We start from the raw sequence: 21,173 nt of genomic DNA, 5'->3' as shown, positions 1-21,173 counted from the left end.
TCGGAGGTTGGTCTAGACGAACAGGTCGACCTTCTGGAACGTCGTCACGTCGATCAGGCCGACGTCGGAAATCCTCAACTCCGGAATGACCACCAGCGCCAGCAGCGAGTGCTGCATGTAGGCGTTGTTCAGGGAGCAGCCCATCTTGCGCATCGCCTCGGTCAGTTTCTCGGCCTTGGCGGCGACGATCTCGGCGCGCTCGTCCGACATCAGGCCCGCGATCGGCATTTCGACAAGCGCCAGTTCCTTGCCCTTCGAGAACAGCACGACGCCGCCGCCGACTTGGCCCAGCCGGTTGACCGCCAGCGCCATGTCCTGCTTGTTGGTGCCGACGCAGATGATGTGATGGGCGTCATGCGCCACGCTCGAGGCCATGGCGCAATCGCCCATATAGCCGAAGCCGGAGACGAATGCGTTGGTGACGCCGCCCGTGCCCCTGTGCCGCTCGACCAGCGCGATCTGGCAGACGTCGTTGCGGCGGTCCATGGCGACCAGCCCGTCCTCGACCGGCAGATCGGCCTCCAGGGCTCGCGTCGGCGCCTGGTTCTCGATGACGCCGATGACGCGCACCCGCACCTCGTTGGCGCCCTTGGGAGCCGTGATGTCGAAATCGCCGGCCCTGAGCTTCTTGCCCAGCTTGACGGTGTTCTTCGCCGTCTTCGGGTAATCATAGGCCGGAATGTCGATGTCGAGCTTGCCACCCTTGGCCAGCCTGACGCCGCGCGCATAAACCTCATCGATGGTCATTGCGGCGAGGTCGGAGACAATCAGCAGGTCGGCCAACCGGCCCGGTGCGATCGAACCGATTTCGCGTTCCAGCCTGAAATGCTGGGCAGTGTTGATCGTCGCCATCTGGATCGCCGTCACCGGCTTCAGCCCCTGTTGGATGGCGTGGCGCACCACCCGGTCCATGTGGCCTTCATGCACCAGCGTGCCGGAATGGCTGTCGTCAGTGCACAGGATGAAGTTGCGCGGATCGATGCCGCCTTCGGTCACCGCCTTGATCTGCAAGGCGACATCGTACCAGGCCGAGCCCAGCCGCAGCATCGCCTTCATGCCCTGGCGGACACGGGCGATGGCATCTTCCGCGCGCGTGCCCTCGTGGTCGTCCTCGGGTCCGCCGGCGACATAGCCGTGGAACGGCAAGCCCAGGTCGCGCGAGGCATAGTGGCCGCCAACCGTCTTGCCAGCCTTGACCGTCGCGGCGATCTCGCCCGACATGACGGGATCGTTGGCGGCGACGCCCGGAAAATTCATCACTTCGCCGAGGCCGATGATGTTTTCCCAGGTCATGGCCTCGGCAACGTCGGCAACCGTCAGCTCGGCGCCGGCATGCTCCAGCCCCGGTGCCGACGGCACGCAGGACGGCATCTGCACATGCACGTTGATGGGCATCACCACCGCCTCGTCATGCATCAGCCGCACGCCCGGCAAGCCCAGCACATTGGCGATCTCGTGCGGGTCGATGAACATCGACGTGGTGCCGTGCGGGATGACGGCACGGCAGAACTCGGTCACCGTCACCATGCCGCTTTCGACATGCATGTGCGCGTCGCAGAGGCCGGGCACCAGGTAGCGCCCGCCGGCATCGACCACCTTGGTGCCCTGGCCGATGGCGTGGCTGGCATTCGGCCCGCAATAGGCGAAGCGGCCGCCGGCAATGGCGATGTCGGTGCCGGCGATGATCTCGCCGGAGTGAACGTTGACCCAGCGGCCGTTGCGGATGACGAGATCGGCGGGCTTGCGGCCCGTGGCGACGTCGACCAGATGCGTCGCCATCTCGGTCCAGGGTTTTGGTTTCGTCGCATGCGCCGCCGGCTTCTTTGCCATGAAGGGACTCCTGTTTGGGCGACTGTGCCAAGCCTGCCTGGTTTTGACCAGCGCCAAACGGCGGACCGGCCCGTCCAACCTTCACAAAGGCTGTTCAGCCGCGACCTCGACCGTGACTTTCGCACCGCCGGCCGAAATCCGTTCCGCCAGGCGCTGGAGTTCGCCCGGGGCAAAGGTGCCGCTGAGCATTACCTCGCCGCCGAGGATGGGTTCGACCAGGCGCGGCGACGCCACCACGGCACCGTCGACGCCGAGGTCGACCACCTTCCCGACATTCGCCCTGGTGAAGTCGCCGAATGCCTTCGCGCTGTCCGGCGTCATCTTCAGGTTGAGCGCTGCCTGTCCCGACGCTTGATCGGATACGACCGCTGCCTTGGCGATGGCGAGCGTCAATGGCTCGGCCATGGCGAGACCGCAGGTGAACAGTATGATGGCCGTTCCAGCGATAAGACGAGCCAGGCTGTTCATCAGGATTTTTCCCTGCAAGACGGCCATTTTGCACGCTGGCATTCCCCCGGCAATGCCGGCTGTCCTCGGCTTAAAGCCTGTGCCTCGGCGAGCGACACACGGCCACAGCCGGAAATTGGATTCCGTTTTGCCGTAAATCGGTCTACCTTGGCTCTCAAGATTTTTCCGGCTCTTCATCCGGGGAGTTCGAATGTATCGCCTTGTCGTCGCAAGTGCCGGTCTGCTTGCCGTCCTGTCGATGCCGGCTTTCGCAGCCGACGCGACGGTCGATGTGCCGATGACCGCGCCCGGCTTCGACTGGACAGGATACTATGCCGGCCTGCAGGCGGGCTATGGCTGGGGCCAGTCCGACATCTCAGGAACGGAAGGCGAGCCGTTTTCCGTCTCGCCCGACATAAACGGCGGTTTCATCGGCGGGCACGTCGCCGGGCTGTGGCAGTTCGACCAGGCGGTGATCGGCGCTGAGGCCGACCTCAACTATTCCTCGGTCGACGGCACGGCGGAAGCCGAACCCGGAAACAATTTCGGCGCCGACATCAAATGGTTCGGATCGGTCAACGCCAAGGCCGGATACGCTATGGATCGTGTGCTGGTCTATGGCATAGGCGGCATCGCCTTCGCCGGGGTCGAAACCTCGCAATCAGCGGGCTCAGCCTTCTCCGAGACACGCGCGAATATCGGCTGGACCGTGGGCGCCGGCGTTGACTACGCGCTGACCGACAAATTCGTCGTCGGCGCCCAGTATCGCTACTACGATTTCGGTTCCGAGCACTATGACGGGTCCAGCGACTTCGTCGGCCGCGACCAGGATACCAAACTGAACACCGTGGGCATCAATCTCAGCTACAAGTTCTGAGCCTCGCCGGCATCGACCGGCGAGCGACAGCTGTGACGTGATCAGCAAAGTCGATGAGGGGCGGCCGGCGCCCCCAGTGGGCGGGGGAATGGGTTGGGCCTGGTAGACGCCGGCCTCGGCGGATCAAGTCCGCCGTGCAAACACCCTACCCATTACGCGCGGCGCGCTAAATTCCGCGATCACACCAGTATCGCCATGCCATCACCTCTGGGGTGTGTGTTCAGCATGGCCAAGAACACGACTTGACGGCCTGTGTCTGGCATCTGAAAAGAGCAGGCCTGCGGACGTGGCGGAATTGGTAGACGCAAGGGACTTAAAATCCCTCGATCTCTGATCGTACGGGTTCGATTCCCGTCGTCCGCACCACCCTTCGCTCTTCGAGCTTCGGGTGGCAGGCCGCCCAAAGCTCGGCTCCGTCAGACTGCCCGCACGGGCTCGCCGCCGCATATGCCGCGTGAGCTGTTGATCCGATAAGTCTTCGACGTCATCCTCGAAGTGATTTCAAGCGGGCGCCGGATTTCCCAGCGCCGGATCGCAGGCGGCATGTCTTTTGTTGCCGACGACGTCGCTACAGTCGCATCAGTCGGCAATTCCATCGCCATTATGCCCGCGGTTGGGCGGTACGGTGCCGAAGCAGGGGTTCTCACGCCGCCTTTCGAGCGGGCCAACAGCCGCCTGCGCATTCGCAATGCTATTCGGAACGGGCAATGACAATAACGATAGATAGAAACGCCAGCTGGCGCGACATCGCGCGGGTGAGCGAAGGCGAATCCCTGGCGCTTAGCCGGGCAGCTTGGGAGAGGATCGCCTTCGCGAACCAGATCGTGGCGGCCATCGTCGAAAAAGGCATCCGCGCCTATGGCGTCAATACCGGGGTCGGCGCCTTGGCAAGCAAGGTCGTGGCGCCTGCCCTGCAAAAGAAACTGTCGCGCAATATCATTCGCAGTCACGCCTGCGGCGTGGGCGACCTTGTGCCGAGACGCGGCGTGCGCGCCATCATTGCCGCTCAAGTGGCAAATTTCGCGCATGGCCATTCGGGCGTGAGCCCTGCGATCGTCCGCAATTTGCTCACCTTTATCGAGCGCGACTGCGTTCCCGACGTGCCATCCCGGGGATCGGCCGGGTATTTGACCCACAACGCGCATGTAGCACTGGTCCTGATCGGCGAAGGCAGTGCAACCGTGGCAGGCCGCTCCATGAGCGGGCTCGAGGCCCTGGCTGAAATGGGTCTGGAGCCATTGGAGCTTGGCGCCAAGGAGGGCTTGAGCCTCGTGAACGGCACCGCATGCGCAACAGGCCTGACAAGCATCGCCGTGCTGCGCGCCGAGCGTTTGTTGGGATGGGCTGACGCGGCGGCGGCTTTGACGCTTGAAGCCGCAGGCGCGCAAATGCCGGCTTTTGGCGAGGCAATCCTGGCGATGAGGCCCTCACCCGGCATTCAGGGCGTGGGCAAATCGCTGCGTGGCTGGCTTCATGGCAGCGAACTTATCGCGCTGGCACACGGCAGTCGCACGCAAGACGCACTCAGTCTTCGCGCCGTGCCCCATGTTCACGGCACCGCCCGGGAGGTGCTGGACCGGTCCGCGGGGCTTGTCGACCGCGAATTGGCTGCCGTCACCGACAATCCGGCGGTATTCGGGTCTTTGAACGATCCTCAGGTCGTTTCGGAGGCGCATGCGGTAGCGCCCGCCCTCGGGCAGGCCGCTGACGGCCTGACCATCGCCTTGGCTCAGGTGGCTGGAATGAGCGAGCGTCGGATCGATCGTCTCGTCAATCCGCTTGTCAACAATTTGCCGGCCTTCCTCGCCGACGAGGACGGAGCCAATTCCGGCTTCATGATCGCCCAATACACGGCCACATCGCTCAGCAACGTCAATCGGCGTTTGGCCGCCCCGGCGGCGACCGACGGCGGCGTCACATCCGGCCTGCAAGAGGATTTCCTTGCTCATCCAACCGTCGCGGCCAACAAGCTGCTGGCGGTTATCGACAACGCCGAATACATTCTGGCGATCGAGCTCATGGCAGCCGCGCAGGCCCATGATTTTCTGGCGGTGCGCGGTGCACGCGCGCCTGGTACCGATGCCATCTACCAAATGGTGCGGGGCAATATCGCACACTATTCCGATGATCGGCCTCTGTCCCGGGACATGGAAGCCTTGCGCAACTTCATCCGCGAAATGGACGTGCCGGCCTGTCCGCGGCACAGTTCGTAAGGCAATGCTCGACCAACTTCGAGCGGCCAGGCCTTCATCGGGTTCAGCTTCAGACGCTGGACCAGGATAATGCCTCGGCATCGACGATGCGGTCTTTGGCTATGCCGGCCAGCTTCGTCGAGCGGCATTGTTCAGGACCTCGATTCCTCGCCCTCTTCCGGGACAACCGCATCGAGACCGGCCGGCCGCATTTGTTTTAGCAGCGGTGAAACAAAGGATGCATTTCAGCGTTGAGGGTCGTCAAAACGCGGGCGATTTTTGAAAATGGATCCGGCAACCGCGGCAGTGATGGTTTTGCTCCAGTGCAGCCCGGTTGAGGGTTCTGTCTGCAAACCCGTCGATATGGCGCCAACCATGTATGCATCGCTCGACTTATGCATGGCTTCGCTGAAGGACAGGCTGGCAAGCGCTCCGAACGGCGAAACCGTTGGCCGGTGTCGCCTCGTCGATGCGACCGTCACAGAGGGCTTGCCGGTCGGCTATACAAGGGTTTTTGTGACTCGCGGGCTGGGCGACGACGCCATCACCAGCAGCTACGTCGTACAGCGCGAGCGTTAGCGCCTCGTTCCCGCTGCCCCAAGGTGGGGGCGTCTGCCCTGTTTGCTAGATGCGCGTAGCGCCACTCTCCTGGCCGCCGGAATGTGGCACCGGCGGTCGCTGATCGGCGCTTCGCGCATGGTTTGGCCCAGAGCCCACCTCGATGATTCCGACCAGCGCGCGAACAAACTCAACCATATCGTTTGCCGTGATGGCTGCCCTGTCGGGATCTTGCCCGATGTGCTCGGCGGCCGCGCAACATGACAGGCGGATGTGATCGTAGTGGGAATCCCTTTCATCCTCCGGCAACATCGCCAGTTTCATGGCCCGGCGATAAATCAGCCGCAGTAATTGTTCGAGAGCGGCTCCGACACTCATGCGTTCTACTCCGCATTGGTCTAGCGTTCCGGCGCTCGAGGGCGCATGTCGGAACGTCGATGGGAGGTATTTCCATCCCTGTGCCAAAGGCTGCATTATAGCCATTAATATATCGTATATTGCTAATATACGATGCCCCGAAGCGTCTTTCGGCCTCCATGATATCGTGACGCCCCAGCCTGACGCCGACGGCGCGTGAGGCGGAGCCTAGCCGGGGCGGCGCGGACCGAGCGACCCATCGAGCGCGTTTGCTTCGGCCAACTTGGTCACCGCTCGCTCGACTTTCTCCGCCGCGGCATCGGTGTGCTTGATATCCCGGATAATTCGCTGCGTCAGAAGCGCGAACCTGGCAGCGCGATATACCTCACCGCCTCTCGCGGTTTCGTGGTGAAATGTCGCCATCATCATGGGGAACCGCCAAAAATTATTGGCGGATCAATCTTTGTCAGGCGCTCCCTGGCCTCGATCAGCCGCCGCCGCGCGGTCCTGATCCGGCTGCAAAGCGCGATATTGATTCCGACGCCGCAGTCCTCGTCCAGCATTTCTTCCGCGCGTTCCAGAGCGAGTTCCGCGCGGTTGACGCGCTGTCTGGCCTTGGCCAGTTCCATATTGAAAAGCTCAACCATTGCTCCGCTTCCGTTGCGGTCCCTTCGAGAGTTAAACCGTCGCTGATCGCTTTTGTTCCGTGATGCGAGGATGGAGCCAATCCATGCCGGAACGTCGGTCAAGCCTTCATCGGGTTCAGCTTCAGATGCTGGATCAGGATAATCGTCTTGGCATCGACGATGCGGCCGTCGGCGATGCCGGCCAGCGCTTCGTCGAGCGGCATTTCCAGAACCTCGATGTCCTCACCCTCCTCCGGCGCGCCGCCGCCGGCGGAGATGCGGTCGGCGGGCGAATAGCGGGCAACGAAGAACCACAGCCGCTCGGTCACGCTGCCCGGGCTCATATAAGGCGAAAACAACCGCTCTACGTCCTTCAGCCGGTAGCCGAGTTCTTCCTCCGCCTCCTTGCGGATGGCGGTCTCGGGGTCGTTTTCGTCGAGCAGCCCGGCACAGGCCTCGATCAGCGGTTCGCGGTGGCCGGTGACATAGGCGGGATAGCGGAACTGGCGCACCAGAAGCACCGTCGAACGCTGGGGGTCGTAGGGCAGGATCACCGCGCCGTCGCCGCGATCATAGGTCTGGCGGACCTGCGTCTCCCACTGCCCGTCGCGCCGGCGATAGTCGAGCACGGTCTTTTTCAACACCGCCCAGTCGTCGGAAAGGACCTCTTCCGAACGGATACGAATACGATCTTCCATTGGATACCTCGGTATTTGTCGCCGGGCGCAGGCGTAGCCGCGAACCGGCGCCGGCGCAATTGGGGCAGCAATTGGTCCAGCGTTTCACTCTCTCGTGTGTGGTATGCAAGATATCCGTCGCCTAAATAACGCCTTCCTTCTCCCCGGAGCCCTCTTTATGACTGCATCGCTTTTTCAGCCGATCACCCTCGACGGCCTCACCTTCCCCAACCGCATCGCCGTGGCGCCGATGTGCCAGTATTCCGCCGAGGACGGATCGGCCAGCGACTGGCATCTTTACCACTGGATGAACCTGGCCATGTCCGGCGCCGGAATGGTCACGGTGGAGATGACCGATGTCGAGCGGCGCGGGCGCATCACCCATGGTTGCCTCGGACTTTACTCCGACGACAACGCAGCCGCCGCGCGCCGCACACTGGATGCGGCACGACGCGTCGCCGCGCCGGGCACGAAATTCGGCACGCAGCTTGCGCATGCCGGCCGCAAGGCCTCGAACCGCAAGCCCTGGGAAGGCGGCGGGCCACTGCAGCCGAACGAAGACCCCTGGCAGACCGTCTCGGCCTCGGCCATCGCCTACGACACCGGCTGGAACGTGCCGCGCGCGCTCGATGAGGAAGAGATCCTGCAACTCATCGAGCGGTTCGCCCAAGCCGCCAGGCGGGCCGAACGCGCCGGCTTCGACTTCATCGAACTGCACGCAGCACATGGCTACCTGATCTTCCAGTTCCTGTCGCCGCTGTCCAACCAGCGCACCGACCGTTGGGGCGGCTCGCTGGAAAACCGGATGCGTCTGGTCGTCGAAATCGCCAGGGCGGTGAAGAAGGCGGTGCCGAAGCTGATGCTCGGCGCGCGGCTGTCGGTGAAGGACTGGGTCGACGGCGGCTTCGATGTCGAGGATGCGATCGAGGTGGCGAAGGCCCTGAAGGCCGAGGGTATCGCCTATCTCTGCTGCTCCAGCGGCGGCAATTCGCCGTTGCAGAAATTGCCCACCGGTCCCGGCTATCAGGTGCATCTGGCGGAGGCGGTGCGCAAGGGCGCCGGCATTCCGACCCGCGCGGTTGGCCTGATCGACGATCCCCAGCAGGCCGAGGCTGTTATCGCCGAGGGCCGTGCCGACATGGTCGCACTGGCGCGCGCCTTCCTCGCCGATCCGCGCTGGGGCTGGCGCGCGGCCGCCACATTCAAGGAAAAGATCCATCCGGCGCCGCAGCTCGCCCGCTCGGTAACGACGATGGAGCACTGGATGAAGGCGGCGGGCTGAACCGGCCCGCCCTCCTGACACAGGCGCGATCCCGCCCAGCCCGTTTTGCCACAGCCCGCTTCAAATCCGGCGGCAAACTGTTACGCTGGGTGAGGCTGCGGCGGGCGCGGCCGGGCTTGGGAGGAGATCATGTCGTTCAGGGCATTCTTGCCGGCTGCGATGCTTGTGACTGTCGCCGGCCTTTGGCTCGGCGCATCGACGCCGAGCGTGGCGCAATATTGCGAGGGGACGGTGCACGGCCTGTCCGGCCGCTACAATCTGGCGACCGGCAGCGGCTTTCTCGCCGTGCGGACACGGCCCAACTCGTCATCACGGATGATCGGCCAGCTGTTCAATGGAGACCACGTCGAGATTTTCGACCGGCGCGGCAGCTGGTACAAGGTCGAAATCGGCGGGTCCACCGGCTGGGCGAACGCTCGCTGGCTGCGCAACGACTGCGGTTACTGAGACGCCGAAACATGTCACCCAAAAAGCGCGTCGCAGAACGCGACGCGACTTTTGGGCGCAGGTTCCGGGCCACTTTTGCAACCAAATTGGCTGCTTTGCGTTGCGGCCATGATGGACAGCAAACCTTTTGAAACGCCGGTCGTGGTCGAACTCGGCCATGTCGGCAAATATCGCCATATCCGCAGCACCCAGGAAGCGGCGGAGTGCCTCATGACGGTGTGGCCGCTCAATCGCGGCCCGCGTCATCGTGATGCCCTCGACACTTGCCTCAAAGTGCTGGAAGGTTATCGTTCGACAGCGGACGCGCGACGGGCATTGATCGAGGCCGCCAGGGAATCGGAAGTGCTGGTGCCCGACGACAGGCTATCCGACGACCGGCTGCATTGAGCAGGCGGACCTTTCAACCGGAGGTTTTTATGGCGAAGCTGACTTACAAGATCGTCGAGCATGACGGCGGCTGGGCCTACAAGGTCGGTACGACCTTCTCGGAGACATTTCCCACCCATCAGGATGCCTTGCGCGCCGCCGAGATCGCCTCGGCCGAGCAGCAGGTGGCAGGCGCGACGGACGGCATCCAGTATGAGGACGCCGAGGGCAAATGGCACGAGGAACTGGCTGACGGTCGGGACCGGCCGCAGACCGAGGTTTCAGACTAGACTTTCCAAAGAAGAGAACTTGCCAGCAGACCAGAGACAGGGCGCCGACCGCGGACGTCAGGAGAGACGACGTCCTGCGGTCGACCGCTGCCCGGCGGCTGAACTATTTGCCGCAATACTGGTCGTTCACGTTGCCCTGAGCATTCGCATCAGGACCCGCTGTGCCGTATGCACACGGGCCGGCTGGACCAGAATTGCCAAGGCTGTCCAGCCCAGAGCGGTCGCCATTGATGCTTCCGGTCGTGTTCTGGTCGACGCCTGAGGACTCTTCGTTGCCGAACGGCCACCAGCTGTGACGGTTCGAATATGCGCCGTCGGACGATTGTGCCATCGCCGATGTGGTGAGACCGATCGTCAGGACCGATGCTGCAAGAAATTTCCTGTACATTGCATTACTCCGTGTCTTGGTCGCCTTGGGTGCGACACGGGGTAAACCCGGCGGTCAGCCGGTTGGTTCATTGAAATTGTCGTGAGGCTGTGGTGATGGAAATGTGCGGACCGCAATCCGCTCGATGAAGCCAATCACCCGCTTGGGCTCGGCGAACTGCGGCATATGGCCGACGCCGTCGACGGGTTCGAAATCGAGCCCTGCGATCTTGCCTTGCATCGGCTCGCCATGGATGCGGATGTCGATGACGCGGTCGGCCGTACCGAAGAGGATGCCGGCAGGCATGACAATCTCGCCATAGCGCTGTTCGATGCGGCCGAGATCCTGTTCGACGGCCACCACATCGGCTGATGTCGCCTGGAAATGGACTGGCCGCAGCCCGAGCCAGCCGCCGCCGTCAACCATGTAGTCCGCGGGAAAGACCTGCGGCGCGAAGATGAATTCCATTGTCGGCCGCGCATAGCGCAGGCTCAGGGGTATCGCCACAGTATAGGCCATCATCCAGCGCTGCAGGCGCGAGGGGATATAGAGCAGGTCAAATCCTTGCCGCGCCCTGTTTTCCAGATGCGTCAGCGGCGCCAGCAAGGCGATGCCCGAAATTGCCTCGGGATGTTCCACGGCCAGGGTCAACGTGACGGCGCCGCCCAGCGAGTGGCCCACCACCAGCGGCCTTTCCAGCGCCAATTTTTCGATGAAGCGGCGCACCAGGGCCGCCTGTTCAGGCAAGCGGCCGGTGGCACCGTTCGCGCGCGTCGAATAGCCCGATCCCGGACGATCGAGCGCGATCAGCCGATAGCCCGGGCCGAAATGTCCGAACAGGGTGTGCCGGAAGTGGTGGAGTTGCGCACCAAGCCCATGCAGGAAGACGATCGGCCGCCCCTCGCCGACATCGACATAGTGGATGCGGTTGCCGTCGATCTCGATGAATTTTCCGACCGGCGGCACCAACCTTTGCGCCTTCGCCGCGATCCATAGCGTCGCCAGCACCAGGCAGGCGATCCCCAGGACCGCCAGCAGGAACAGCAGGGCCAGCAGCCACGACAGGATCGATATCAGCATTGTTCACCCGGACCAGAACCCGTTTGAGCTTACCTGCATCCGGTCATGCTGCAACCTTGCATCGTCCAGGCACGGATGTTCACCGCCGAGGTGGCATTGCCGATAGCCACGCGCCGCGCTATTTCAGGCGACCCGTCCTGCCGGAGCCCTCCATGACCGAAATCGTTACCGCCGCCATGCTCGTCATCGGCGATGAGATTCTCTCCGGCCGCACCAAGGACAAGAACATCGGCCACCTCGCCGACATCATGACGGCCGTCGGCATCGACCTGAAGGAGGTGCGCATCGTTCCCGACGAGGAAGAGGAGATCGTCGCGGCGGTGAATGCCGTACGTGCGCGCTACACCTATGTGTTCACCACGGGCGGCATCGGCCCGACCCATGATGACATCACCGCCGATTCGATTGCCAAGGCGTTCGGCGTGCCCTGCGAATACGATGCCAAGGCCTATGCGCTGCTGGACGCAAGCTATGCGGCGCGCGGCATCGAATACACCGAGGCACGCAAGCGCATGGCGCGGATGCCGCGCGGTGCCGACCATATCGATAACCCGGTGTCGGTAGCGCCCGGCTTTCGCATCGGCAACGTCCACGTCATGGCCGGCGTGCCCTCGATCTTCCAGGCCATGCTCGACAATGTCGTGCCGACGCTGAAGACCGGCACGAAAATGCTGTCGGCGACGGTGCACTGTCCGTTCGGCGAAGGCCTTGTCGGCGGGCCGTTGGGTGAGATCCAGAAAGCGCATCCGGATACGATCATCGGCTCCTATCCAAAGTATGGCGACGGCAAGTTCTGGACCGAACTGGTCGTTCGCGCCCGCAGCCAGGAGGCCCTCGACGCCGCGCGCGCCGATGTCGAGGCAATGGTGGCGGGTTTCGTCGCCAAGGCGAGTTGAACCGGTTGTGGCCGGAACAAAGCATGGCGCGCCGGCGTTGCTTTCACGCGAGTTCGAACACTCGCCAGATTGAGGGATCACCATGCGCTTCAGGACCATCGTTGCCATTCTGCAGAACGAGCAGGACGCCGAGCGCGTGCTCGACTGCGCCATTCCGCTCGCCAACCGCTTCCAGAGCCACCTGATCGGCATTCATGCCGAGGCGCTTCCGGTGCCCTACACGTCGGCGACCGGCTTTCCCGATACCGAGTTCCTGCAGGTCTCGGCCGACATGAGCCGGGAGCGGGCCGACAAGCTGCAGGCCGTCTTCCTGAGGCGCATCGAGGATTCCGGCCTCTCCTTCGAGTGGCGCAGCCTGGAGAGCTTCTCCGGCGACAGCGCGTTGACCGGCATTTCAAGCGTGCGCGCCGCCGATCTTATCATTGCCGCCCAGCGCGAAACCGGCGGCGATCCGAGCGCCGATGTCGACACGCTGGTCTATGACGCCGGCCGGCCGGTGCTGGTGGTGCCGAGCGCGGGTCCGCTGGTCACCACGTTCAAACGCGTGCTGCTCGCCTGGAACGGCAGCAAGGAGGCCGCCCGCGCCGCCTTCGACGCCCTGCCCTTCATCATCGAGGCCGAGAAGACCGACATATTGGTCATCGATCCGCCCGATACGTTCGACGAAACCCCGGAGGCGGCCGGCGCCGAAATCGCGTCGGCGCTGTCACGCCACGGCGCCAATGTCAGCGTCTCGGTGCAGAAATCGGGCGGCACCTCGGTCGACGACATGATCCAGAACCGGGTCGCCGAAACCGGCGCCGATCTGCTGGTGCTTGGTGCCTACAGCCACTCCTGGCTGCGCCAGCTGCTGTTCGGCGGCGTGACGCGCACGGTGCTGCGCACGGCACAGGTGGCGGCCTTCCTGTCGCGATAAGTCCACAGCCATCGCGGTAAGCCGCCCTTGCCAAGGCCGAGGCTTTCCAGTTAATTCCGCGCGCATTCCCCTGTTTTTGTGCACGCGGTCCTCGCGTGCTGCGGAGTGCGCGAAAAATGTCCCTTCCCGAAAAAGCCTTCCCGGTCTCCTGGGACCAGTTCCATCGTGACGCCCGCGCGCTTTCCTGGCGGCTTTCCGGCGCCAACAAGGGGCAATGGAAGGCGATCGTCTGCATCACACGCGGTGGGCTGGTTCCCGCGGCGATCATCGCGCGCGAACTCGGCATCCGCATCATCGAGACGGTCTGCGTCGCCTCCTACCACGACTACACCAGCCAGGGGCAGTTGCAGGTGCTGAAGGAGATTACCCCTGCCCTGCTGGCCGACGACGGCGCCGGCGTGCTGATCATCGACGACCTGACCGACACCGGCAAGACCGCCGGCATCGTGCGCGCGATGATGCCCAAGGCGCATTTCGCCACCGTCTACGCCAAGCCGAAGGGCCGGCCGCTGGTCGATACTTTCGTCACCGAGGTCAGCCAGGATACCTGGATCTATTTCCCCTGGGACATGGGCTTCACCTACCAGAAGCCGATCGCCGACGACCACGCCGGCTGATTCGCGACACGCCGCTTTTTCCAACTAAGCCGCCACCGACGACAATATTTGCTTCCGTGGATGGCTCCCCGGGGCAGGATATCCTGTGAAATCGACCTCTGTTGGCGGGAATCGGCCAGCCTGATCAAAGTTTTTACTTTTATTGGTCAGAATTAGCCGTAAGATTCGTAAGGCGGCAAACGATTCTGGAGGCTGGGGCTAGCTTCTCCGATGTTGACAAGGCCAACGACGCACAACCATCTGGCCGAAAGGGTCCGGCGACTCTTCGGCACCGCTCCGTGCCGTCTGCAGGTTGCCGCGCTGCCCTGGCGCGACACCGGGAATGGCGTCGAGATCATGCTGATCACCAGCCGCGACACGGGCCGCTGGGTGTTGCCGAAGGGCTGGCCGGAAGCCAAGGAGCCGCTCTGCGAGGCGGCGGCGCGCGAGGCCAGCGAGGAAGCCGGATTGCGCGGAACCGTCTCCCATCTCGAAGCCGGCCGCTACTTCTATGCCAAGGTTCTGGCTTCGGGTGAAGAAGTGCCCTGCGAGGTGCTGGTGTTTCCGCTGCACGTCGACAAGATCGCCGACCGCTGGAAGGAAAAGCACTCCCGCACCCGCAAATGGGTCAATTCCAGCGAAGCCGTACGCATGATCAATGAGCCGGACCTTTGCCAGATCATCGCCTATTTCTGCGCCGACCCGCACAGATTCTCCTAGCGGACCTCCGCCTTCTCCATATTCACAACCCTGTGATGTGACGGGCATGAAAGGTTTGCTAATCCTTCTTCGCTAAGAATCGACCAATCTGGCGTTTGATCGATGGCGAATCCTGTAGACCCATTTCAGCAGCATACCGGCGAGCCCGAGCGCGAGCACCGTCCGCGCGTGCTCAAGGGTGGAACCGTCATCACCGGGATTCAAAACTCGGAAATCGCCGTGATGCTGCGCAACCAGCATGCGGGCGGCGCCGAATTGAAAATACCGCTCGAGGCGCGGGTGCCCGATCATTTCCTGCTTTATGTGCCGCTCGACGGCGTCGCCTATCGCTGCGAGGTCCGCTGGCGCCGCAACGACCGGGTCGGCGTGCAGTTCACCGGCACCGAGCCGAAGCCGAAGCTGCATTACGGCTGATATCTGGCATATCGGCCCGACAGGTTTTTCGAGGCCGGCCAGATTGCTCACGACGGACGCCTCCCGGCGGTCAAAGTGCACAGATCCACCGCTCGAAACGGCAATCGCCGCGGCGCATTTCTATCCCCGTTATCCACATGTGTGACACACAAGATGTTGGGGTCACAAAAGCTACGCAAACGAATCCTTGACGGCGCAAAACGAGTCGCCTTTTATAGGCCATGTGCTCCTGTTGAGAGCGCGACCGGAAAGTTCTGAGCCCGGTCTTTTTCCCGGATTATGTGCGTTTTTGCCCGCATTTCCGCCCGTTTACGAGGCCGGCGGAAGCGTTGGGATTGTGGGGTGGCGGGGCGACGAAAGGGAGAATTGTCGGACTGGAATAAATTGTCTGTTAATACTATATTTAGTGTTTGCAGGTAGGTTCGACGCTAGATAGTGTGAATTTCCCTCGAGTGAGGGAATCGAAAAAATCAGATTTGAGGGACCCGCAGGGTTCGCCGGCGCGTTGTGACAGAGGCTTCACGAGAAGCCCAGGCCGCAAGTGCTGGGGGAGATCGCGGAATGGAGAGCCGGCCGTTTTCGAACGCCGGCAGACGGCGGACATGCGCGTTTCGCATCAGGGGGAGAAATCCCTGGGGAAAAGCGCTATATATAGACAAAAGGACCGAACCAATGCGCATCGAGCGTCGCTTCACCAAGCAAGGGCAATCGGCTTATGCGGAGATCGAATTCCGCAAGGCGCTTTCCGAGATCAAGAATCCGGATGGCTCGGTGGTGTTCCGCCTCGACAACATCGATGTGCCGGCGCAGTTCTCCCAGGTCGCCGCCGATATCCTGGCGCAGAAATATTTCCGCAAGGCCGGCGTGCCCGCGCGGCTGAAGAAGGTCGAGGAGAACGACGTCCCTTCCTTCCTGTGGCGCTCCGTCGCCGACGAAGCCGAACTGGCCAAGCTGCCGGAAGCCGAGCGCTACGGTTCCGAGATCGACGCCCGCCAGGTCTTCGACCGGCTGGCCGGCACCTGGACCTACTGGGGCTGGAAGGGCGGCTACTTCAAGTCGGAGGAAGACGCGCGCGCTTTCCGCGACGAGCTCGCCTATATGCTGGCCACCCAGCGCGTCGCGCCGAATTCGCCGCAATGGTTCAACACTGGGTTGCACTGGGCATACGGCATTGACGGTCCGAGCCAGGGCCACTTCTATGTCGACCCCTTCACTGGCAAGCTGACCAAGTCGAAGTCCTCCTACGAGCACCCGCAGCCGCATGCCTGCTTCATCCAGGGCGTTCAGGACGACCTCGTCAACGAGGGCGGCATCATGGATTTGTGGGTGCGCGAGGCGCGCCTGTTCAAATATGGCTCGGGCACCGGTTCGAACTTCTCGCTGCTGCGCGGCGAAGGCGAAAAGCTGTCGGGCGGCGGCCGCTCGTCCGGCCTGATGAGCTTCCTCAAGATCGGCGACCGCGCCGCGGGCGCCATCAAGTCGGGCGGCACAACGCGCCGCGCGGCGAAAATGGTCATCGTCGACGCCGACCACCCCGATATCGAGGAATTCATCGACTGGAAGGTCAATGAAGAGCAGAAGGTCGCCTCGCTGGTGACCGGCTCCAAGATCGTCAAGAAGCATCTCGAAGCCATCATGAAGGCCTGCGTCAATTGCGAAGGCAATGGCGAGGACTGCTTCGATCCTGCCATCAACACGGCCCTGAAGCGCGAGATCAAGGCAGCCAAGAAGTCGGCGGTGCCGGAGAATTACATCTACCGCGTCATCCAGTTCGCCAAGCAGGGCTACACGTCGATGTCGTTCAAGACCTACGACACCGACTGGGATTCGGATGCCTACCTGACCGTTTCGGGCCAGAACTCCAACAATTCGGTGTCGCTGAAGGACAATTTCCTGCGCGCCGTCGAGGACGATGCCGACTGGCACCTGACCGCCCGCAAGGACGGCAAGGTCTTGAAGACGCTGAAGGCCAGGGACCTGTGGGAAAAGATCGGCTATGCCGCCTGGGCGTCGGCGGATCCGGGCCTGCATTTCAACACGACGATGAACGACTGGCACACCTGCGCTTCGGCCGGTGCGATCCGGGCCTCCAACCCGTGCTCGGAATACATGTTCCTCGACGACACGGCCTGCAACCTCGCATCGATCAACCTGCTGCCCTACCGCAACGCCGACGGCACGATCGACATCGCCGCCTACGAGCATACCGTGCGTCTGTGGACCATCGTGCTGGAAATCTCGGTGATGATGGCGCAGTTCCCGTCGAAGGAGATCGCCAAGCTTTCCTACGAATACCGCACGCTCGGCCTCGGCTATGCCAATATTGGCGGCCTGCTGATGACCTCGGGCATTCCCTATGATTCCGACGAGGGCCGCGCCATCTGCGCCGCGCTCACCGCGATCATGACTGGTGTGGCTTATTCGACATCGGCGGAAATGGCCTCCGAACTCGGCGCCTTCCCCGACTATGACCGCAACGCCCAGAACATGCTGCGCGTCATGCGCAACCATCGCCGCGCTGCCTATGGCGACAAGGACGGCTATGAGAAGCTCGCCGTCAATCCGGTGCCGCTGGTCGCCTCCGACCTCAAGCAGCAGGCGCTTGCCGAACATGCGAAAGCCGCCTGGGACCGCGCCATCGAGCTCGGCGAGGAGCATGGCTACCGCAATGCACAGGCAACCGTGATCGCGCCGACCGGCACGATCGGCCTGGTCATGGATTGCGACACCACCGGCATCGAGCCCGACTTCGCGCTGGTGAAGTTCAAGAAGCTCGCCGGCGGCGGCTATTTCAAGATCATCAACCGCGCCGTGCCGGAAGCGCTGCGCACGCTCGGCTATTCCGAGAGCCAGATCGCCGAGATCGAGGCCTATGCGGTCGGCCACGGCAATCTCAACCAGGCGCCCGGCATCAACCCCGGCTCGCTCAAGGCCAAGGGTTTCAGCGACGACAAGATCGCCGCGCTCAATGCGGCGCTGAAGTCGGCCTTCGACATCAAGTTCGTCTTCAACCAGTGGACGCTCGGTGCCGACTGGGTGAAGGAGACTTTTGGGTTCACCGACGAGCAGCTCAACGACTTCTCGTTCGAGATGCTGCCGGCGATGGGCTTCTCCAGGAAGGACATCGAGGCCGCCAACATCCATGTCTGCGGTGCCATGACGCTGGAAGGAGCGCCTTTCCTCAAGGCCGAACACCTCGCCGTGTTCGACTGCGCCAGCCCCTGCGGCAAGATCGGCAAGCGCTCGCTGTCGATCAACAGCCACATCCAGATGATGGCGGCCGCGCAGCCCTTCATCTCCGGCGCCATCTCCAAGACCATCAACATGCCCAACGATGCGACGGTTGAGGACGCCAAGGGCGCCTACATGCTGTCGTGGAAGCTGGCGCTGAAGGCCAACGCGCTCTACCGCGACGGCTCGAAGCTGTCGCAGCCGCTCAACGCCTCGCTGCTCGCCGATGGCGAGGAGGATGAGGACGAAGCCGTCGAGCAACTGATCGCGTCCCCGCAGGCGGCGCGCGCGGCGCAGATCACCGAGCGGATTGTCGAGCGCATCATCGAGCGCGTGTCGCGTGAGCAGGAAAAGCTGCCCGGCCGCCGCAAGGGTTACACCCAGAAGGCCAAGATCGGTGGCAACACCATCTTCCTGCGCACCGGCGAATATGATGATGGCCGCCTCGGCGAGATCTTCATCGACATGAACAAGGAAGGCGCCACGCTGCGTGGCCTTCTCAACAACTTCGCCATCGCCATTTCGCTCGGCCTGCAGTACGGCGTGCCGCTCGACGAATATGTGCACGCCTTCACCTTCACCAAGTTCGAGCCGGCCGGCATGGTCATCGGCAACGATGCCATCAAGAGCGCGACGTCGATCCTCGACTACGTGTTCCGCGAACTGGCCATCTCCTATCTCGGCCGCAACGACCTCGCCCATGTCGACCAGTCGGACTTCTCCAACACCGCACTTGGCCGCGGCATCAGCGAAGGCAAGACCGACGCCGTTTCCAAGGGCCTGACCCGCGGTTCGCCGGTGAAGCTGGTGTCGAGGGCGATCGGCAACGAGCCGAAGGGCTTTGCCGGCGGCTCGACCGGCACCCCTGCCCGCTCGGCGCCCACCGCCTTCTCCGGCTCCAACGTGCTGGCCCTGAAGCCGGCCAGCGACGAGGCGATCGCCTACAAGCGCGACTATGAGGAGCGGGCCAAGGAACTGGCCGAGGACATCGCCTTCGAGGAAGCGGCGGGCTCTGCTTCGGTAGCCTCGGACGCCACGGCGGCGCTGTTCACCGATGCGGCCGCGAACGAAGCCGCCGAAGCGAAGAAACTCGCCGCCGACCGCCGCGCCAAGTCACTGCTGCAAGGCTACACCGGCAATTCCTGCTCCGAATGCCAGAATTTCACCATGGTGCGGAACGGGACCTGTGAGAAGTGCGACACGTGCGGCGCCACAAGTGGCTGCAGCTGACAAACTCACTAGACAACTGGCGTGTCACTGTATGTTGCTCGACGTCAAGGTAAGCTGGTCATTCGACACACGAAGTTTGCTCACCCTCGTTTTTTGAAAGGTGAGCAAACGGAAACGGCAGGAGGCCTGGATCAATGTCAGGGCCTCCTGATTCACGTCTAGTCCAGGACGATGATGGTGGGCGCGGCTATTGGCGTCATCAGCTGCGTTATCGGATACAGATCTGCGGCCCATTGGGTGCCGCTATAGGGCTCAAATTGCTCTGGTTGCATGGAACGTTGCAATCGCGGTCTACATCCGAAAGCGGCTGAAGATCCTGCATGGACTGATCTATGCGTTGTTGACATTGTTGAACATGCGCACGGGTCAGGAGCCAGCAACGGTATGGTTCTTACCCTAACCCTGATGGGCTTCACGTGGCCACGGTGATATCGCCACGCGCATTTATTCTGTGAGAGCGTTGTGAACCTTCGGTCCCGTTCTGGCGAGGCCGAACTCATGCAAACGCACGATGATTTAGCCCGAAGCGACAAGCACTATCGATAGGCGCTCGATAGACCTCTCTGTGACGCCGAAGCCTTGGGATCAGGCTTTTGGTCAGGGTCAAAGGGCCCTGTATGACGAGGAGGGGCAATGGAAATGGTTGGCAACACCAACTCATCGCGCCTGGCATCACTCGACCTTCTACGATTGATCGCAGCCTTGGCGGTTGTGTGCTTTCACTACCTTTATCGGGGACCGATTGCCGGAGATGTCGACGCTGGATATCCTGTGGCTGCCCCGTTTGCCATCTATGGCTATCTCGGTGTCAATCTGTTTTTCCTGATCAGCGGTTTTGTCATCACGTGGTCGGCTGAGGGGCGAAAGTGGCAGGATTTCGCCGTCGCGCGCTTCGTGCGGCTTTATCCTGGATTTCTGCTCTGCATGACCTTGACGTTTGTCGTTCTCTCGATCGCCGACAACCCTAGATTTCCGACAGATTTTTCGACCTATGTCGCCAATCTTTCCATGTTCGCCCGGGCATTCGGCAGGCCGTCCATGGACGGTGTCTACTGGTCGATCATGCTCGAGATCGTATTCTATGGCTGGGTTGCGATGCTTATTTTTGCGGGTGCCTTCCAGCGTTGGAAGTTGGCGATCGTTGCCATCTGGCTCGTGATTTCGGCAGGAAATGAGCTCTTCTTCGGGAACACGGCGATACGAATTTTGCTTATCACAAGCTACGCGCCTTTTTTTGCCGTCGGTATTTTGGCCCAACAGGTTGTCGCAAAAGGGCGTTCGCCGGCGGCGCTCATCCTTCTTGTCGCGGCATTCCTGTTGTCGTGCCAGACGATCACATTCAATCAGGGCTGGATGCAGGAACATTACGGAACGGCCATTCCCTATCCCGCTCTCCTGGTCGCCAATGGATTTGTCTTTGGGATTTTCGCAGGTGCACTCCTGATCCGCTCCCGCGTGGCCCCTTCGAAGACCGTTCTGATGCTCGGCGGATTGACTTACCCACTTTATCTTCTGCACCAGTACATAGGTTATCTCTCTCTCAACGCACTGGCCCCGTTTATCGGCAAGAACGCTGCGTTCTTTGTCGTTGTGCTCGCGGTGCTCCTTGCCTCGTTCTTGATCTGGCGTTTTGTCGAAACGCCGCTACGCAAGCCGCTTATCCGCGGTTTGACGTCCGCCATCGATCACATCGCATCAGCAGGATCCGCGCACGCGAGAAGGAACCGCCCAGTGGCGCGGACTTAGCGTAACCTTCGCAGGCGAGACAGGAGGT

At 62.4% G+C, this 21,173-nt stretch carries 22 protein-coding genes and 1 tRNA gene; 15 read left to right on the top strand and 8 right to left on the bottom strand.

Features of this window, described 5'->3' with window-relative positions:
• Positions 1–12: 12 nt before the first annotated feature.
• Both ade and FJV83_RS06850 read right to left on the bottom strand, forming a co-directional pair.
• Positions 13–1,830, bottom strand: a complete 1,818-nt coding sequence (gene ade, locus FJV83_RS06855; RefSeq protein ID WP_142884681.1) for an adenine deaminase — start codon at positions 1,828–1,830, stop codon at positions 13–15.
• A gap of 81 nt (positions 1,831–1,911) precedes the next feature.
• The gene (locus tag FJV83_RS06850; RefSeq protein ID WP_142884682.1) at positions 1,912–2,298 is read right to left on the bottom strand and encodes a hypothetical protein; all 387 of its coding nucleotides are present in this window, start codon (positions 2,296–2,298) and stop codon (positions 1,912–1,914) included.
• Between the two features lie 190 nt (positions 2,299–2,488).
• Here FJV83_RS06850 and FJV83_RS06845 point away from each other — a divergent pair, with 190 nt between their 5' ends.
• The 4 genes from FJV83_RS06845 (at position 2,489) to FJV83_RS06830 (ending at position 5,925) form a co-directional block, all read left to right on the top strand.
• Positions 2,489–3,154, top strand: coding sequence for an outer membrane protein (locus FJV83_RS06845; protein ID WP_095788203.1), 666 nt, complete (start codon positions 2,489–2,491; stop codon positions 3,152–3,154).
• A gap of 280 nt (positions 3,155–3,434) precedes the next feature.
• Positions 3,435–3,520, top strand: a tRNA-Leu gene (locus FJV83_RS06840).
• A 341-nt stretch (positions 3,521–3,861) separates the two neighbouring features.
• Positions 3,862–5,367, top strand: coding sequence for a histidine ammonia-lyase (hutH, locus tag FJV83_RS06835; RefSeq protein ID WP_142884683.1), 1,506 nt, complete (start codon positions 3,862–3,864; stop codon positions 5,365–5,367).
• Positions 5,368–5,631: 264 nt separating this feature from the next.
• The gene (locus FJV83_RS06830) at positions 5,632–5,925 is read left to right on the top strand and encodes a hypothetical protein (RefSeq protein ID WP_185973281.1); all 294 of its coding nucleotides are present in this window, start codon (positions 5,632–5,634) and stop codon (positions 5,923–5,925) included.
• 45 nt (positions 5,926–5,970) lie between these two features.
• Here the strand turns inward: FJV83_RS06830 and FJV83_RS06825 are convergent, their stop codons facing one another.
• The 4 genes from FJV83_RS06825 to FJV83_RS06810 form a co-directional block, all read right to left on the bottom strand.
• Positions 5,971–6,282, bottom strand: a complete 312-nt coding sequence (locus FJV83_RS06825; RefSeq protein WP_142884685.1) for a hypothetical protein — start codon at positions 6,280–6,282, stop codon at positions 5,971–5,973.
• A 207-nt stretch (positions 6,283–6,489) separates the two neighbouring features.
• Positions 6,490–6,690: a hypothetical protein gene (locus tag FJV83_RS06820; protein ID WP_142884686.1), complete on the bottom strand. Its 201-nt coding sequence runs from the start codon at positions 6,688–6,690 to the stop codon at positions 6,490–6,492.
• Complete coding sequence (locus tag FJV83_RS06815) at positions 6,687–6,908, bottom strand: hypothetical protein (RefSeq protein ID WP_095770303.1); 222 nt, start codon at positions 6,906–6,908, stop codon at positions 6,687–6,689. Before FJV83_RS06815 ends, FJV83_RS06820 begins: the two co-directional genes overlap by 4 nt.
• Before the next feature lie 98 nt (positions 6,909–7,006).
• Positions 7,007–7,585: an NUDIX domain-containing protein gene (locus tag FJV83_RS06810; RefSeq protein ID WP_019857853.1), complete on the bottom strand. Its 579-nt coding sequence runs from the start codon at positions 7,583–7,585 to the stop codon at positions 7,007–7,009.
• A gap of 157 nt (positions 7,586–7,742) precedes the next feature.
• Between FJV83_RS06810 and FJV83_RS06805 the strand changes: the two genes are divergently transcribed.
• From FJV83_RS06805 to FJV83_RS06790, 4 genes are all read left to right on the top strand, one after another.
• Positions 7,743–8,846, top strand: coding sequence for an NADH:flavin oxidoreductase/NADH oxidase (locus FJV83_RS06805; RefSeq protein ID WP_142884687.1), 1,104 nt, complete (start codon positions 7,743–7,745; stop codon positions 8,844–8,846).
• Positions 8,847–8,975: 129 nt separating this feature from the next.
• Positions 8,976–9,293, top strand: coding sequence for an SH3 domain-containing protein (locus FJV83_RS06800; protein ID WP_095770305.1), 318 nt, complete (start codon positions 8,976–8,978; stop codon positions 9,291–9,293).
• Between the two features lie 108 nt (positions 9,294–9,401).
• Positions 9,402–9,680 (top strand): DUF982 domain-containing protein, encoded by a 279-nt coding sequence (locus FJV83_RS06795; RefSeq protein WP_095770306.1) that lies wholly within the window; start codon positions 9,402–9,404, stop codon positions 9,678–9,680.
• Positions 9,681–9,709: 29 nt separating this feature from the next.
• Positions 9,710–9,949, top strand: coding sequence for a DUF2188 domain-containing protein (locus tag FJV83_RS06790; RefSeq protein ID WP_095770307.1), 240 nt, complete (start codon positions 9,710–9,712; stop codon positions 9,947–9,949).
• A 103-nt stretch (positions 9,950–10,052) separates the two neighbouring features.
• On the opposite strand, the gene FJV83_RS06785 is transcribed toward FJV83_RS06790, so the two are convergent.
• Together FJV83_RS06785 and FJV83_RS06780 are read right to left on the bottom strand one after the other, a co-directional pair.
• Entirely contained in the window at positions 10,053–10,337 is a 285-nt protein-coding gene (locus tag FJV83_RS06785; protein WP_095770308.1) for a hypothetical protein, read from the bottom strand.
• Positions 10,338–10,391: 54 nt separating this feature from the next.
• On the bottom strand, positions 10,392–11,396 hold the full coding sequence (locus FJV83_RS06780) for an alpha/beta hydrolase (RefSeq protein WP_095770309.1): 1,005 nt from the start codon (positions 11,394–11,396) through the stop codon (positions 10,392–10,394).
• A gap of 152 nt (positions 11,397–11,548) precedes the next feature.
• Between FJV83_RS06780 and FJV83_RS06775 the strand changes: the two genes are divergently transcribed.
• From FJV83_RS06775 to FJV83_RS06745, 7 genes are all read left to right on the top strand, one after another.
• Positions 11,549–12,292: a competence/damage-inducible protein A gene (locus FJV83_RS06775; protein ID WP_095788145.1), complete on the top strand. Its 744-nt coding sequence runs from the start codon at positions 11,549–11,551 to the stop codon at positions 12,290–12,292.
• 82 nt (positions 12,293–12,374) lie between these two features.
• A complete protein-coding gene (locus FJV83_RS06770) occupies positions 12,375–13,208 on the top strand; it encodes a universal stress protein (protein WP_095770311.1) in 834 nt (277 codons plus the stop codon).
• 116 nt (positions 13,209–13,324) lie between these two features.
• Positions 13,325–13,825 (top strand): xanthine phosphoribosyltransferase, encoded by a 501-nt coding sequence (gpt, locus tag FJV83_RS06765; protein WP_095770312.1) that lies wholly within the window; start codon positions 13,325–13,327, stop codon positions 13,823–13,825.
• 210 nt (positions 13,826–14,035) lie between these two features.
• Positions 14,036–14,524 carry an NUDIX hydrolase gene (locus tag FJV83_RS06760; protein ID WP_142884688.1) on the top strand — a complete coding sequence of 163 codons (489 nt, stop codon included), beginning with the start codon at positions 14,036–14,038 and terminating at the stop codon, positions 14,522–14,524.
• Positions 14,525–14,626: 102 nt separating this feature from the next.
• Positions 14,627–14,938 carry a PilZ domain-containing protein gene (locus tag FJV83_RS06755; RefSeq protein ID WP_095770313.1) on the top strand — a complete coding sequence of 104 codons (312 nt, stop codon included), beginning with the start codon at positions 14,627–14,629 and terminating at the stop codon, positions 14,936–14,938.
• Positions 14,939–15,610: 672 nt separating this feature from the next.
• Positions 15,611–19,399: a vitamin B12-dependent ribonucleotide reductase gene (locus FJV83_RS06750; protein ID WP_095770314.1), complete on the top strand. Its 3,789-nt coding sequence runs from the start codon at positions 15,611–15,613 to the stop codon at positions 19,397–19,399.
• A gap of 633 nt (positions 19,400–20,032) precedes the next feature.
• Positions 20,033–21,145: an acyltransferase gene (locus tag FJV83_RS06745; protein WP_095788141.1), complete on the top strand. Its 1,113-nt coding sequence runs from the start codon at positions 20,033–20,035 to the stop codon at positions 21,143–21,145.
• The last annotated feature ends 28 nt before the right edge of the window (positions 21,146–21,173 follow it).

Source organism: Mesorhizobium sp. WSM4307 (assembly GCF_007003945.1).
Lineage (GTDB): Bacteria > Pseudomonadota > Alphaproteobacteria > Rhizobiales > Rhizobiaceae > Mesorhizobium.
This window is presented reverse-complemented; position numbering and strand designations above follow the sequence as displayed.

What these genes read in the sequence shown, in the direction of transcription:
- ade (WP_142884681.1), bottom strand. Translation starts at nt 1,830, where the DNA reads ATGGCAAAGAAGCCGGCGGCGCATGCGACGAAACCAAAACCCTGGACC.
- FJV83_RS06850 (WP_142884682.1), bottom strand. Translation starts at nt 2,298, where the DNA reads ATGAACAGCCTGGCTCGTCTTATCGCTGGAACGGCCATCATACTGTTC.
- FJV83_RS06845 (WP_095788203.1), top strand. Translation starts at nt 2,489, where the DNA reads ATGTATCGCCTTGTCGTCGCAAGTGCCGGTCTGCTTGCCGTCCTGTCG.
- hutH (WP_142884683.1), top strand. Translation starts at nt 3,862, where the DNA reads ATGACAATAACGATAGATAGAAACGCCAGCTGGCGCGACATCGCGCGG.
- FJV83_RS06830 (WP_185973281.1), top strand. Translation starts at nt 5,632, where the DNA reads ATGGATCCGGCAACCGCGGCAGTGATGGTTTTGCTCCAGTGCAGCCCG.
- FJV83_RS06825 (WP_142884685.1), bottom strand. Translation starts at nt 6,282, where the DNA reads ATGAGTGTCGGAGCCGCTCTCGAACAATTACTGCGGCTGATTTATCGC.
- FJV83_RS06820 (WP_142884686.1), bottom strand. Translation starts at nt 6,690, where the DNA reads ATGATGATGGCGACATTTCACCACGAAACCGCGAGAGGCGGTGAGGTA.
- FJV83_RS06815 (WP_095770303.1), bottom strand. Translation starts at nt 6,908, where the DNA reads ATGGTTGAGCTTTTCAATATGGAACTGGCCAAGGCCAGACAGCGCGTC.
- FJV83_RS06810 (WP_019857853.1), bottom strand. Translation starts at nt 7,585, where the DNA reads ATGGAAGATCGTATTCGTATCCGTTCGGAAGAGGTCCTTTCCGACGAC.
- FJV83_RS06805 (WP_142884687.1), top strand. Translation starts at nt 7,743, where the DNA reads ATGACTGCATCGCTTTTTCAGCCGATCACCCTCGACGGCCTCACCTTC.
- FJV83_RS06800 (WP_095770305.1), top strand. Translation starts at nt 8,976, where the DNA reads ATGTCGTTCAGGGCATTCTTGCCGGCTGCGATGCTTGTGACTGTCGCC.
- FJV83_RS06795 (WP_095770306.1), top strand. Translation starts at nt 9,402, where the DNA reads ATGATGGACAGCAAACCTTTTGAAACGCCGGTCGTGGTCGAACTCGGC.
- FJV83_RS06790 (WP_095770307.1), top strand. Translation starts at nt 9,710, where the DNA reads ATGGCGAAGCTGACTTACAAGATCGTCGAGCATGACGGCGGCTGGGCC.
- FJV83_RS06785 (WP_095770308.1), bottom strand. Translation starts at nt 10,337, where the DNA reads ATGTACAGGAAATTTCTTGCAGCATCGGTCCTGACGATCGGTCTCACC.
- FJV83_RS06780 (WP_095770309.1), bottom strand. Translation starts at nt 11,396, where the DNA reads ATGCTGATATCGATCCTGTCGTGGCTGCTGGCCCTGCTGTTCCTGCTG.
- FJV83_RS06775 (WP_095788145.1), top strand. Translation starts at nt 11,549, where the DNA reads ATGACCGAAATCGTTACCGCCGCCATGCTCGTCATCGGCGATGAGATT.
- FJV83_RS06770 (WP_095770311.1), top strand. Translation starts at nt 12,375, where the DNA reads ATGCGCTTCAGGACCATCGTTGCCATTCTGCAGAACGAGCAGGACGCC.
- gpt (WP_095770312.1), top strand. Translation starts at nt 13,325, where the DNA reads ATGTCCCTTCCCGAAAAAGCCTTCCCGGTCTCCTGGGACCAGTTCCAT.
- FJV83_RS06760 (WP_142884688.1), top strand. Translation starts at nt 14,036, where the DNA reads ATGTTGACAAGGCCAACGACGCACAACCATCTGGCCGAAAGGGTCCGG.
- FJV83_RS06755 (WP_095770313.1), top strand. Translation starts at nt 14,627, where the DNA reads ATGGCGAATCCTGTAGACCCATTTCAGCAGCATACCGGCGAGCCCGAG.
- FJV83_RS06750 (WP_095770314.1), top strand. Translation starts at nt 15,611, where the DNA reads ATGCGCATCGAGCGTCGCTTCACCAAGCAAGGGCAATCGGCTTATGCG.
- FJV83_RS06745 (WP_095788141.1), top strand. Translation starts at nt 20,033, where the DNA reads ATGGAAATGGTTGGCAACACCAACTCATCGCGCCTGGCATCACTCGAC.